Below are 11,873 nucleotides of genomic sequence, written 5' to 3'. Positions count from 1 at the left end.
GGAGGTGAGCCCGGAGGCCACCGACCCACCCGCACCGGACAGGACCGGCGACCTACACCACGGAGCAACGGTCACCCATCTTTGAGCCCCGCCGGCGATTGAGGCGCAGGAGCAGCCCGCACCCCGCGGGAAACGCCACCCCCGGGGGACCGGGGCCGGGGCCCGAGGCCTCAAGGTGCCTCCGGGGGAGTAGGGCCCTCCACCCCCCGGAAGGCCCGGCGCTCCCGGGCGTGGCGTACCGGCGTGTCCGCCAGCCGCAGCACCGCCCCGTCCCGCCCCGCCACCACCGGTTTCGCGGAGCGCGCCGCCTTCGCCCGGTACTGCGCCGCGTCCGCGAGCCGGAACAGCCGCCGGGCGGTGGGGATCTCCCCGATCGGGTCCCCCGTGGAGGCGACCCCGCAGGCCACCCCCTCCCCGGGCTCCAGCTCCGCGGCCCGCACGCAGAGTTCACCGGCGACCCGCACCACCTCGTCGGCGCCGGGCCCGACGCACACCAGGCAGAACTCGTCGCCGCCGAGCCGCGCGGCGAGCGCGTCCGGCAGCATCGCCCCGCACAGGGAGAGCACCGAGCCGAACCGTTCCAGCAGGCGGTCTCCGACGGCGTGCCCGAGGGTGTCGTTGACGCTCTTGAGCCCATTGAGGTCGCAGACGACGAGGCTGACGACCGTGCCGTCGGTGCGGTGCCGTTCGAGCGCTTCGTCGAGCCGGGTGTCGACGGCGCGCCGGTTGGCCAGACCGGTGAGGGGGTCGGTGAAGGCGAGTCGCCGTACCTCTTCGAGGCGTTCGGTCTGGGCGATCCCCGCGGCGACGACGGCGGCGAGGACGGTCGCGAAGTGGGCCTCGTCGCGGCCGAAGACGGGCGCGCCGACGGGCCGGGCCACGTACAGCTCGCCCCAGGCCCGCCCGTGGAGCACGATCGGCGCGACGACGCAGCAGCCGCGCCGCCGCCGCCGGAGGCCCGCCGCCCGGCCGCGCGGGCCGCCGGTTCCGACGGGGAAGGAGGGGTGCCGGTAGCCGCGGGCGGGCGCGGGTGCGGGCCCGTACTCGGGTACGACGGAGTCCCGTCCGGGCTCGGCCCACCCGCCCGGGGGCCGGGCCCCAACAGGGGTCACGGGCCCGACGCCCCCGGGAACCGGACCCGTCCCCGGTGAGCCCGGCACCGGAAACGCCGCGAACCCGGGTACGCCCCCGGACTCCGCGGTCTCGACCCAGGCTTCCGGCTCCCCGCCGCCCGCCCACCGTTCGTGCAGGAATTCGGTGATCTCGGGGAAGCGGTTGACCGGGTAGGTCTCCGCCTCGGGGAACTCCTCCTCGTCCGGCGTCCGCTCCCCCGCGTTCACCAGTACCTTCAGCCGGCCCAGCTCCCGTTCCCAGACCGACAGCGCGGCGAAGGAGCCGTCCAGGGCGGCGCAGGCGCCCAGCGCGGCCGCGCTCCAGAACTCCCGGGGAGTCTGCGCGGCCGCCATCGCCTGCGCCAGTGCCACTACGGCCCGCAGCCGCTGATCCTCAGCCATCACCCCAGCTTAAAGACCCATGACCGATTTAGGACGATATGGCACTACTGGGGGGGGACTCAGAGTGACGGGCGCGGTCGGGTTATTCGCCGGGCCACTCCGGCTTCCGCTTCTCGTTGAACGCGGCGACACCTTCCGCACGGTCCCCGGAGAAGGCGACCGTGCGCCAGGCCGCGTCCTCGACTTCCAGACCGGCCCGCAGGTCGAGCCCCTGCCCCAGCCGCAGTGCCCGTTTCGCGGCCCGCAGTCCGACCGGGGAGTTCCCGGCGATCCGGTCGGCCAGCGCCAGCGCCTCCGTCCTGGCGTCGCCGTCACCCTCCGCGAGGCGGTCCACCAGCCCCAAGGCGAATGCCTCGTCCGCGGCCACCCGACGAGCGGTGAACACCAGCTCGGCGGCGCGGGCGGCGCCGACCCGGCGCGGCAGCAGCTGCGTACCGCCGCCGCCGGGGATGACGCCCACGGAGACCTCGGGCAGGGCCACCACGGTGGTCGCGTCCGCGACGATCACATCGCAGGCCAGGGCGAGTTCGTAGCCGCCGCCGAGGGCGTAGCCGCGGACGGCGGCGATCGCGGGCATCGGCAGTTCGAGCACACCGGTGTACGCGGCGCGGGCGATCGGGCGCTGGCGCATCAGGTCCGCGTCGCTCAGCCCGTTGCGCTCCTTGAGGTCGGCGCCGACGCAGAAGGCGCGGTCGTGGGTGGAGGTCAGGACGGCCACCCGGACGTCGCGGTCCTCTGCGAGCGCGGCACAGGCGGCGGCGATGGAGCGGGCCATCGCGGCGGAGACCGCGTTCATCGACGCGGGCCGGTCGAGGACGAGTTCGGCGACATGGCCGTGCGTCCGTACGACGACGAACTCCCCGAAACGCTGCTCGAACGGCCCTTCGACGACGGGCACCGAGGAGGCCGGGGAGTCCGGCGGGTCCGCCGACAGGAACGACGGGGCCAGTGGGAACTGCGCGCCATCCGACGGCGGTACGGACATCCGACACCCTCCCGTGGACCGCTCGGGCCCGGTTAACGACGGTTCACGGGATCATATGCGGGCTCCTGCCCGCCCCCGCAAGACCGCGACCGGCCCGCCGGGGCCGCGCCCGCCGCCGACCCGGACCGCGCCTACCCGCTCACAACGGACCGGAACCCGCTCCGGGCACGGCGGCCCGTCACGTACGCCGCGACAGCATCCACGGTTCGACGATCCCGAGCCCCCGGACGGGCCGCTGCCACATCGGCTGGAGGGCGTAGCGGTACGGCGGCGGGGGCTCGCCCTCCTTCTCGGCCGTCGCCGCCTCCTCCGCCGCCTGTGTCTCGGACTTGGGCGCGTCCCCGGCCCTGATCAGGTCCAGCGCGAACGCGCCGTCCACCAGGATGGTGTCCTTCGGCGCTATCGACGTCAGCCTGCTCGCGAGGTTGACCGTCGTGCCGAACACATCGCCCATCCGGGTCGTGACCGTGCCGAAGGCCAGCCCGACCCGGAGGGAGGGCATCGCGTCGTCGTGGTTCATCGCGTCGATGAGCCGGAGTGCGATCTCGGAGGCGGTGCCCGCGTCGTCGGCCGCGTAGAGCACCTCGTCACCGAGGGTCTTGATGAGCCGTCCGCCGTGCGCGGCGACCAGGTCGGCGGCCGTGGTCTCGAAGATCTCGACGAGTTCACCGAGCTCCTCCTCTTCGAGACGGCGGGTGAGCCGGGTGAAGCCGACGAGGTCGGCGAAGCCGATGGCGAGCCGCCGGTCGACCATCTCCTCGTCGTCGGCGGCCTGGACGACCCGTCCGGTGGCCGCAGCGAGCTGGCGCCGCCAGACGTAGACGAGGAACTCCTGGAGCTCCGGCAGCAGCAGTTCGATCAGCGGGTACGTGACCTCGGTACGGGTCATGCCCGGTTCGGGCGGCTCGGTCAGGCCTTCCAAGAAGGAGTCGATCTGCCATTCCGCGAGCCGGGCGGTGGTCTGGCCGGTGGAGCGGGCCACCTGGATGGCCATCGGCTCGCTGAGAAGCCCGGCCTCCACCAGGCCCGCCAGCCGGCGCAGGGCCAGGACGTCGGCCTCGGTCAGGGCCCTGGCCTGGCCGATGTCGGCGAAGCCCATGGCCCGCCAGAAGCGGGAGGCCAGCTCCATGGAGACCCCGGCGGTCCGGGCCGCCTGGAAGGGGGTGTAGCGCCGCTCGGCGCCGAGGATGAGCTGTTCGAGGCGGATGGCGAGGGGGTCGTCGGTGGGTTCGGCGGTGTGGTCGACGGCGTGCAGGGGGGTCGGATGCACGGCGCCTGCGCCTGCGCCCGACCGGGACGCGGCGGCGGAGGCCGGGGAGCCGCCGGAACGGCCCGTACCGGAGCCGTCCGGCCGGCCGGAAGCACCGGAGCCGCCGGATCGCCCGGCTCCCGAACCGGTCCCGGACCCGTCGGACGCGCCCGCGCCGGAAGTGGTGTCGTCGACGGTCACCAGCCGCCTCCTGCCCTTTCCCTGCGCAACTGCCCTGCCGATCTGTCGCTCGATCGCCTCAACGATACGGCAGATGTGCCCTGGCTCACGTCCCCGCGGCGGTTCCGGTTCACCCGCCCGCCATCGGCGCGGAAGGGCACCCGCCCGGGTGCGTGGACCGCCCGCGGCGCCCCCGCCGTCCGTACCGCGGCCGGATCGCCGGAGCACCGCCCCGGGGAAGCTCTCACCGGGGCGGGAGCGGGCGCAGATGCACCACGTCGCCCGCGCCGACGGCCAGCCGCTCCCCGTTCTCCAGCGCCAGGACGAGCCGTCCGTCACCGTCGAGGGCGACGGCCTCGCCGGTCCGCTCGCGGCCGCCGGGCAGCTCGGCACGGACCGTACGGCCCAGCGTCGCACAACCTGCGGCATATGCCCCCTGCACATTCGAGCCGATGGGGTCGCCGCCCGCCGCGCGCCAGTCGCCGTACCACCGCTCCAGCGACCGCAGCACCGCCCGCAGCAGCGGATCGCGGTCGGTGCCCACCGCTCCGGCCAGCGCCAGCGAGCCCGCCGTGGGAACGGGCAGTTCCGCGGCGCGCAGGGTCACATTGATCCCGATCCCGACGACCACCGCGCCGTCCTCGGCCCCACCGGCCCGCTCGGCCAGGATGCCGCCCGTCTTCCGCTCCTCGCCGTCGACCGTCACCAGCAGGTCATTGGGCCATTTGAGGGACATATCGACACCGGCGGCCCGGCTGAGCCCCGTCGCTGCCGCGACGCCCGCGAGCAGCGGCAGCCACCCCCAGCGCTCGACCGGAACGTCCGGACCCGGCCGCAGCAGTACGGAGAAGAACAGCCCGGACCTGGCGGGAGCACTCCACCGCCGGTCCAACCGCCCCCGTCCGGCCGTCTGCTCCTCCGCGACCAGGACGGCCCCCTCCGGGCTGCCGGGCGCCCGGGCGACGAGGTCCGCGTTGGTGGAGCCGGTCGACGGCACGACGTCGAGGGAGGTCCACAGCCCCCCGGGCCGCACCACCGCCCGGCGCAGCGCGGCCGCGTTCAGGGGCGGCCGGTCCAGATCGCCCCAGCGGCCGCCCGCGCCCACCGCCCCCGCGAACCGGGTTCCATTGGTGTTTCCTGGCGCATTCTCAGACGTCATGCAAGCCAGGGTAGGTGTGTCGTACGCCGCACTGCGCGGGCGTAGGCACGCCGATACGCTACGAGCCGGTAGCCGACGGCAACGAGTTGCCACCCCCCGGTGCCCGACCCCTCCGCCGTCCGTTCTCACCAGTCCCCTTCAGTTCTCGTCGAGTCCCGCCGATCCTTCGCCGGTCCTCGTCCGCGTCCAGGGAGCCGCTTCCCGATGTCTGAGCCGGAACAGCAGCACGACAGCCACACCACCGAGGGCCGGATCGCGGATCTGCGGCGCCGTAGCGACGAGGCGGTGCACGCCGGTTCGGCGCGGGCCGTGGAGAAGCAGCACGCGAAGGGGAAGCTGACCGCGCGGGAGCGGATCGGCCTGCTCCTGGACGAGGACTCGTTCGTCGAACTCGACGAGCTGGTACGGCACCGGTCCACCAACTTCGGCCTGGAGCGGACCCGTCCGTACGGCGACGGCGTCGTCACCGGCTACGGCACCGTCGACGGCCGTCCCGTCGCCGTCTTCTCCCAGGACTTCACCGTCTTCGGCGGGGCGCTGGGCGAGGTCTACGGCCAGAAGATCGTCAAGGTGATGGACTTCGCGCTGAAGACCGGCTGTCCCGTTATCGGCATCAACGACTCCGGCGGCGCGCGCATCCAGGAAGGGGTGAGCGCCCTCGGGATGTACGGCGAGATCTTCCGCCGCAACACCCATGCCTCCGGGGTGATCCCGCAGATCTCCCTGGTCGTCGGCCCCTGCGCGGGCGGCGCCGTCTACTCGCCCGCGATCACCGACTTCACGGTGATGGTCGATCAGACGTCCCATATGTTCATCACGGGTCCCGATGTCATCAAGACGGTGACCGGCGAGGACGTCGGTTTCGAGGCGCTGGGCGGCGCTCGTACCCACAACACGACGTCGGGTGTGGCGCACCATATGGCGGCGGACGAGAAGGACGCCGTCGAGTACGTGAAGTCACTGCTGTCCTATCTGCCGTCGAACAACCTCTCCGAGCCGCCCGCCTTCCCCGAGGAGACCGGGCTGGCACCCACGGACGAGGACCGGGAGCTGGACGGGCTGATCCCGGACAGCGCCAACCAGCCGTACGACATGCACACGGTCGTCGAGCACGTCCTCGACGACGGGGAGTTCCTGGAGACCCAGTCGCTGTTCGCGCCGAACATCCTGACCGGCTTCGGCCGGGTCGAGGGCCATCCGGTGGGAGTGGTCGCCAATCAGCCGCTCCAGTTCGCTGGCTGCCTCGACATCGACGCCTCGGAGAAGGCGGCGCGCTTCGTCCGCACCTGCGACGCGTTCAACATCCCCGTGCTGACCTTCGTCGACGTCCCCGGCTTCCTGCCGGGTGTCGACCAGGAGTACGGCGGCATCATCCGGCGCGGCGCGAAGCTGATCTACGCCTATGCCGAGGCGACGGTCCCGCTGATCACCGTCATCACCCGCAAGGCGTTCGGCGGCGCGTACGACGTGATGGGCTCCAAGCATCTGGGCGCCGATCTCAACCTCGCCTGGCCGACCGCGCAGATCGCGGTGATGGGCGCCCAGGGCGCGGTCAACATCCTGCACCGGCGGGCGATCGCCGAGGCGGGTGACGCGGAGGCGCAGGAGGAGACCCGGGCCCGGCTGATCGCGGAGTACGAGGACGCGCTGCTGAACCCCTATACGGCGGCGGAGCGCGGCTATATCGACGCGGTGATCGTGCCGTCGGACACCCGGGCGCAGATCGTGCGCGGGCTGCGGCATCTGCGGACCAAGCGGGAGAGCCTGCCGCCGAAGAAGCACGGCAACATCCCGCTCTGAGCCGTATCCGTGGAGTCCGCGAAACAGTGCCGTCCGCCCGGAGGGGCCGCCATGATGATCAGGATCGTACGGGGCAATCCGACGCCCGAGGAGCTGGCCGCGGCACTGGCCGTGGTCCGCGCCCGGGTGAGCGGCGGCGCGGAGGGGGCGCCCCCGCCCCCGTCCTCGGAGTGGTCGTCCCCGGCCCGGGTAACCCGGACACCGCGCCCGGCGCCGGGACCGCACGCCTGGGCGCGGACGTACTGGCCTTCCTGAGGCGTACGCGCCTCCTGAGATGCGACGGGTCTCCCGGGGCCCGGTTGAGTACTCGTACTCATGCGTAACCCCGGGGGCGACCGGCAGGATCGGGAGCATGCTGTGGTCCGACCCGGAGAACGAACCCCCCGAGGAGCTGCGCGAGACGCAGGCCATGTTGCGCCGCGCGGGCGTCCTGCTCGCGCTGGCCATGGTGCTGGGGATGATCGTGGTGGGCCTGCGGTGATAGTGGCGGGCCTGCGCCGAACGGGGTAACCCGGCGCGGCACCGCGCCTACGATGGCCGCATGACCGCCCACGCCACCCCCCGTACCCCCGCACCCCGCCTCGTCCTCGCCTCCGCCTCGCCCGCCCGGCTGAGGCAGCTGCGCGCGGCCGGTCTCGACCCCGAGGTGATCGTCAGCGGAGTCGACGAGGACGCCCTGAGCGCCCCCACCCCCGCCGAGCTGGCACTGGTACTCGCGGAGGCGAAGGCCGCGGTCGTCGCCGCCCGTCCCGAGGTCGCCGGCGCCCTGGTGATCGGCTGCGATTCGGTACTGGACCTGGACGGCGAGGCGCTGGGCAAGCCCGCGGACGCGGAGGAGGCGACGGCCCGCTGGAAGGCGATGCGGGGCCGCTCCGGGGTGCTGCGCACGGGCCACTGCGTCACGGACACGGCCACCGGCCGGATCGCCTCGGCCACCGCGTCGACCACGGTCCGGTTCGGGGAGCCGTCGGACGCGGAGATCGCCGCGTACGTCGCCACCGGGGAACCCCTGCACGTGGCGGGCGCGTTCACGCTCAACGGCCGTTCGGCGCCGTTCATCAACGGGATCGACGGCGACCACGGCAATGTCATCGGCATCTCGATGCCGCTGCTGCGGACGCTCCTCGGGGAGCTGGGCCACTCGGTCACCGACTTCTGGTCCTGACGGGCCGGCGGTACGGGACGGCTGCACAGGCCGTCGGTACGGGACCCGCATGGCGCAGCGCCCGGAAGCGCCCCGGCGCGCGCCGGGTCGGCCGGTCGCGCCGGGGCGCGGAGAAGAGTCGCGCGGGAAGGCACACCGCAGGCACACCCCCGGCCCGCGCCCCCGGTTCACCCCCGGCCCGTCCCCGATCGCGCGACACACTCGGCCCCACCTCGGAGAATGAAAAGAATCATTCCGCCATTCGTAGGGACTCCACAAAGAAACGGGTTGCCCGGCTGGCCCCACTGACAGAGACCTGTGCCACATACGGGGGCTACTGTCTGGAGGAAGCAACCCGTCGTACCGTGGTGCGACAAGGGATTTCGCGACTCGAACGAGCCTGGAATCACGCTCCGTGTGGGCAAGCTCACCCTAGGGGACGGGTCGAACGGCCGTGTCGGCAGTCCCTAAACTCGGCTTGTTTCAAGGAGGGAGCCACATCGTGCGCAAGGTGCTCATCGCCAACCGAGGCGAAATCGCTGTCCGCGTCGCCCGTGCCTGCCGGGACGCCGGAATCGCAAGCGTAGCCGTCTACGCCGACCCGGACCGGGACGCCCTGCACGTCCGCGCGGCAGACGAGGCGTTCGCCCTGGGCGGTGACACCCCGGCGGCCAGTTATCTGGACATGGGGAAGGTCCTCCAGGCCGCGAAGGACTCCGGTGCCGACGCGATCCACCCCGGGTACGGCTTCCTCTCCGAGAACGCCGAATTCGCCCAGGCCGTCATCGACGCCGGGCTGACGTGGATCGGTCCGCCGCCGTCCGCGATCCGCGATCTGGGGGACAAGGTCGCCGCGCGTCATATCGCCCAGCGTGCGGGTGCCCCGCTGGTGGCCGGCACTCCGGACCCGGTGTCCGGCGCCGACGAGGTCGTCGCCTTCGCCCGGGAGAACGGGCTGCCGATCGCCATCAAGGCGGCGTTCGGCGGCGGCGGCCGCGGTCTGAAGGTGGCCCGCACCCTCGAAGAGGTCCCGGAGCTGTACGACTCCGCGGTCCGCGAGGCGGTCGCCGCGTTCGGCCGCGGCGAGTGCTTCGTCGAGCGGTATCTGGACAAGCCGCGGCATGTGGAGACCCAGTGCCTGGCCGACCAGCACGGCAATGTCGTGGTGGTGTCAACCCGTGACTGCTCCCTGCAGCGCCGTCACCAGAAGCTGGTCGAGGAGGCGCCGGCGCCGTTCCTGACGGACGAGCAGAACGCCGAGCTGTACCGCGCTTCGAAGGCCATCCTCAAGGAGGCCGGCTACGTCGGCGCGGGTACGGTCGAGTTCCTCGTCGGTCTCGACGGCACGATCTCCTTCCTGGAGGTCAACACCCGTCTCCAGGTGGAGCACCCGGTCACCGAGGAGGTCACCGGCCTCGACCTGGTCCGTGAGATGTTCCGGATCGCCGACGGCGAGGAGCTGGGCTACGACGACCCAGCGATCCGCGGTCACTCCTTCGAGTTCCGGATCAACGGCGAGGACCCGGGCCGCAACTTCCTCCCGGCGCCCGGCACGGTCACCCTCTTCGACGCGCCGTCCGGCCCCGGCGTCCGGCTGGACGCGGGCGTCGAGTCCGGCAGTGTCATCGGCCCGGCCTGGGACTCCCTGCTGGCCAAGCTGGTCATCACCGGCGCCACCCGGGAGCAGGCGCTCCAGCGGGCGGCCAGGGCGCTCGCCGAGTTCCAGGTGGAGGGCATGGCGACCGCCATCCCGTTCCACCGTGCGGTCGTCGTCGACCCGGCCTTCACCAGCGACCCCTTCCGGGTGCACACCCGTTGGATCGAGACCGAGTTCGTCAACGAGATCCCCGCGTTCGCGGCGCCCGCCGACGCCGAGGCGGAGGAGGAGCCGGACCGCGAGACGGTCGTCGTCGAGGTCGGCGGGAAGCGCCTCGAAGTCTCCCTCCCGGCCCATCTCGGCATGACCCTGGCCCGTACGGGCCTGGCGGCGGGGGCGAAGCCCAAGCGCCGCGCGGCCAAGCGCTCCGCCGCGGCCGCCTCCGGCGACACCCTCGCCTCGCCCATGCAGGGCACGATCGTGAAGGTCGCGGTCGAGGAGGGCCAGGAGGTCAACGAGGGCGACCTGATCGTGGTCCTGGAGGCCATGAAGATGGAGCAGCCGCTGAACGCGCACCGTGCGGGCACGGTGAAGGGCCTGAGCGCGGAGGTCGGCGCGGCGATTTCGTCGGGCGCGATGATCTGCGAAATCAAGGACTGACGGCGGGCCGGGGGCGTGCGCCCCGGCCCGTGGGCTACGGAAAGGGCCCGCCAGGTTTCATGCGACCTGGCGGGCTCTTCCTGTACCCGGGGGGGGGAGGAGTTCGCTCAGGTTGCGTTCCCCCCTCACGCCGTGGCTGGACACGCAACACCCGCCGTCAACGGCGCTCGCCGCGATCCCGGAACCCCCGGGGAGGGCAGTCCCCGGGTACGCATCCACCCCGTGGCGGGTAACCGAGGAAACTCCTTGTCCCCCGGGGTCAAGTCGGGGTGATCTCCGGAGGGGGGTGCAGGGTCGCCCCCGCAGCCGTGGGCGACAAGACCGGACGCGCTTCGGGGCGGTGCATCGCCCGCGGCGAGGAGGTGAGCCCGGAGGCCACCGACCCGGCCGCACCCGACAAGACCGGTGCCCTACCCCACGGAGTAACGGGACCCGACCACCGGAGGACCCGCACCCCACAGGAGCGAAGAGAACAAGAAAGGGGCGCTGGGGGTCCCCCCATTGCCGAAGGCATAGGGGGCGGAACTGCGCGAGAAACCACCGACGGCGCGCGGTCGGCAACGACACCGCACCCGGCAGACGCAGCCCCGCACCCCCCAAGGCCCTAGCGGCGGCGCATGTCCGCGACGCGGGCGCTTCGTTCCATTCCCCCGCCGCCGCCCAGCGCATCCCGCTCCAGCGCCGCCGCGGTGAACCTCGTCGGGCCCGCGCCGCCGCGCGTCCTGCGCTGGCCCGGGAGCGGAACGTCACGGCGGGGGCCGCGCTCGGTGTCGGTGCCCGCGCCGGACGGCGAGCCCGCGACCGCGATCTGGACGCCCTGGTCCGCCAGTGCCTGCAGCTCCGTCGCGGCGCGTTCGTCGTGCTCGGGCGGCGCATCCGTCACCAGCCGGGTGATGACGTCCGTCGGCACGGTCTGGAACATGGTGTCGGCGCCGAGCTTGCTGTGGTCGGCGAGGACCACGACCTCCGCCGCCGCCTGGACCAGCGCCCGGTCGACGCTGGCGGAGAGCATATTGGATGTGGACAGCCCGCGCTCGGCGGTGAGACCGCTGCCGGAGAGGAACGCCCGGGAGACCCGCAGCCCCTGGAGGGACTGCTCGGCACCGCTGCCGACGAGCGCGTAGTTGGAGCCCCGCAGGGTGCCACCGGTCATGACGACCTCGACCCGGTTGGCGTGGGCCAGTGACTGGGCCACCAGCAGGGAGTTGGTGACGACGGTCAGGCCCGGGACCCGGGCGAGCCGCCGGGCCAGCTCCTGGGTCGTGGTCCCCGCGCCGACGACGATCGCCTCGCCCTCGCCGACCATGCTCGCCGCGAGATCGGCGATGGCCGTCTTCTCGGCGGTGGCGGAGAGGGACTTCTGCGGAAAGCCGGATTCGCGGGTGAATCCGCCCGGCAGTACCGCTCCGCCGTGGCGGCGGTCGAGGAGGCCCTCGGCCTCCAGCGCACGGACGTCCCGGCGGACGGTGACTTCGGAGGTCTGGACGACCCGGGCGAGTTCCCGGAGCGACACGGCTCCGTTGGCCCGCACCATTTCAAGGATCAGTTGGCGACGTTCAGCAGCGAACACAAAACTGACAGTAAC

At 72.8% G+C, this 11,873-nt stretch carries 10 protein-coding genes; 5 read left to right on the top strand and 5 right to left on the bottom strand.

Going from position 1 to position 11,873, the window contains the following annotated elements; all coding sequences use genetic code 11:
* Positions 1-170: 170 nt before the first annotated feature.
* From B7R87_RS21140 to B7R87_RS21125, 4 genes are all read right to left on the bottom strand, one after another.
* Entirely contained in the window at positions 171-1,517 is a 1,347-nt protein-coding gene (locus tag B7R87_RS21140) for a GGDEF domain-containing protein (RefSeq protein WP_391115953.1), read from the bottom strand.
* 79 nt (positions 1,518-1,596) lie between these two features.
* Complete coding sequence (locus B7R87_RS21135) at positions 1,597-2,499, bottom strand: enoyl-CoA hydratase/isomerase family protein (protein ID WP_006347031.1); 903 nt, start codon at positions 2,497-2,499, stop codon at positions 1,597-1,599.
* A gap of 178 nt (positions 2,500-2,677) precedes the next feature.
* Complete coding sequence (locus B7R87_RS21130; protein WP_045852888.1) at positions 2,678-3,769, bottom strand: adenylate/guanylate cyclase domain-containing protein; 1,092 nt, start codon at positions 3,767-3,769, stop codon at positions 2,678-2,680.
* A gap of 403 nt (positions 3,770-4,172) precedes the next feature.
* Positions 4,173-5,087 carry a biotin--[acetyl-CoA-carboxylase] ligase gene (locus B7R87_RS21125; protein WP_130584877.1) on the bottom strand — a complete coding sequence of 305 codons (915 nt, stop codon included), beginning with the start codon at positions 5,085-5,087 and terminating at the stop codon, positions 4,173-4,175.
* Between the two features lie 204 nt (positions 5,088-5,291).
* On the opposite strand from B7R87_RS21125, the gene B7R87_RS21120 reads away from it, so the two are divergent.
* The 5 genes from B7R87_RS21120 (at position 5,292) to B7R87_RS21105 (ending at position 10,288) form a co-directional block, all read left to right on the top strand.
* On the top strand, positions 5,292-6,887 hold the full coding sequence (locus tag B7R87_RS21120; protein WP_006347034.1) for an acyl-CoA carboxylase subunit beta: 1,596 nt from the start codon (positions 5,292-5,294) through the stop codon (positions 6,885-6,887).
* 54 nt (positions 6,888-6,941) lie between these two features.
* Positions 6,942-7,142, top strand: coding sequence for an acyl-CoA carboxylase epsilon subunit (locus B7R87_RS21115; RefSeq protein WP_040914669.1), 201 nt, complete (start codon positions 6,942-6,944; stop codon positions 7,140-7,142).
* 97 nt (positions 7,143-7,239) lie between these two features.
* Complete coding sequence (gene mmpB / locus B7R87_RS34160) at positions 7,240-7,368, top strand: morphogenic membrane protein MmpB (RefSeq protein WP_006347036.1); 129 nt, start codon at positions 7,240-7,242, stop codon at positions 7,366-7,368.
* 60 nt (positions 7,369-7,428) lie between these two features.
* A complete protein-coding gene (locus B7R87_RS21110) occupies positions 7,429-8,052 on the top strand; it encodes a Maf family protein (protein WP_006347037.1) in 624 nt (207 codons plus the stop codon).
* A 481-nt stretch (positions 8,053-8,533) separates the two neighbouring features.
* The gene (locus tag B7R87_RS21105) at positions 8,534-10,288 is read left to right on the top strand and encodes an acetyl/propionyl/methylcrotonyl-CoA carboxylase subunit alpha (protein WP_006347038.1); all 1,755 of its coding nucleotides are present in this window, start codon (positions 8,534-8,536) and stop codon (positions 10,286-10,288) included.
* Between the two features lie 604 nt (positions 10,289-10,892).
* Here B7R87_RS21105 and B7R87_RS21100 read toward each other — a convergent pair.
* Positions 10,893-11,822, bottom strand: coding sequence for a DeoR/GlpR family DNA-binding transcription regulator (locus tag B7R87_RS21100; RefSeq protein ID WP_006347039.1), 930 nt, complete (start codon positions 11,820-11,822; stop codon positions 10,893-10,895).
* Between the last annotated feature and the right edge of the window lie 51 nt (positions 11,823-11,873).

Source organism: Streptomyces tsukubensis (assembly GCF_003932715.1).
Classification (GTDB): Bacteria; Actinomycetota; Actinomycetes; order Streptomycetales; family Streptomycetaceae; genus Streptomyces; species Streptomyces tsukubensis.
The sequence above is the reverse complement of the archived record's forward strand: the minus strand, read 5'-3'. Positions and strand labels throughout refer to the sequence as shown.

Coding starts and splice junctions, on each gene's coding strand:
- B7R87_RS21135 (WP_006347031.1), bottom strand. CDS start 2,499: ATGTCCGTACCGCCGTCGGATGGCGCGCAGTTCCCACTGGCCCCGTCG.
- B7R87_RS21125 (WP_130584877.1), bottom strand. CDS start 5,087: ATGACGTCTGAGAATGCGCCAGGAAACACCAATGGAACCCGGTTCGCG.
- B7R87_RS21120 (WP_006347034.1), top strand. CDS start 5,292: ATGTCTGAGCCGGAACAGCAGCACGACAGCCACACCACCGAGGGCCGG.
- B7R87_RS21115 (WP_040914669.1), top strand. CDS start 6,942: ATGATCAGGATCGTACGGGGCAATCCGACGCCCGAGGAGCTGGCCGCG.
- mmpB (WP_006347036.1), top strand. CDS start 7,240: ATGCTGTGGTCCGACCCGGAGAACGAACCCCCCGAGGAGCTGCGCGAG.
- B7R87_RS21110 (WP_006347037.1), top strand. CDS start 7,429: ATGACCGCCCACGCCACCCCCCGTACCCCCGCACCCCGCCTCGTCCTC.
- B7R87_RS21100 (WP_006347039.1), bottom strand. CDS start 11,822: ATGGTGCGGGCCAACGGAGCCGTGTCGCTCCGGGAACTCGCCCGGGTC.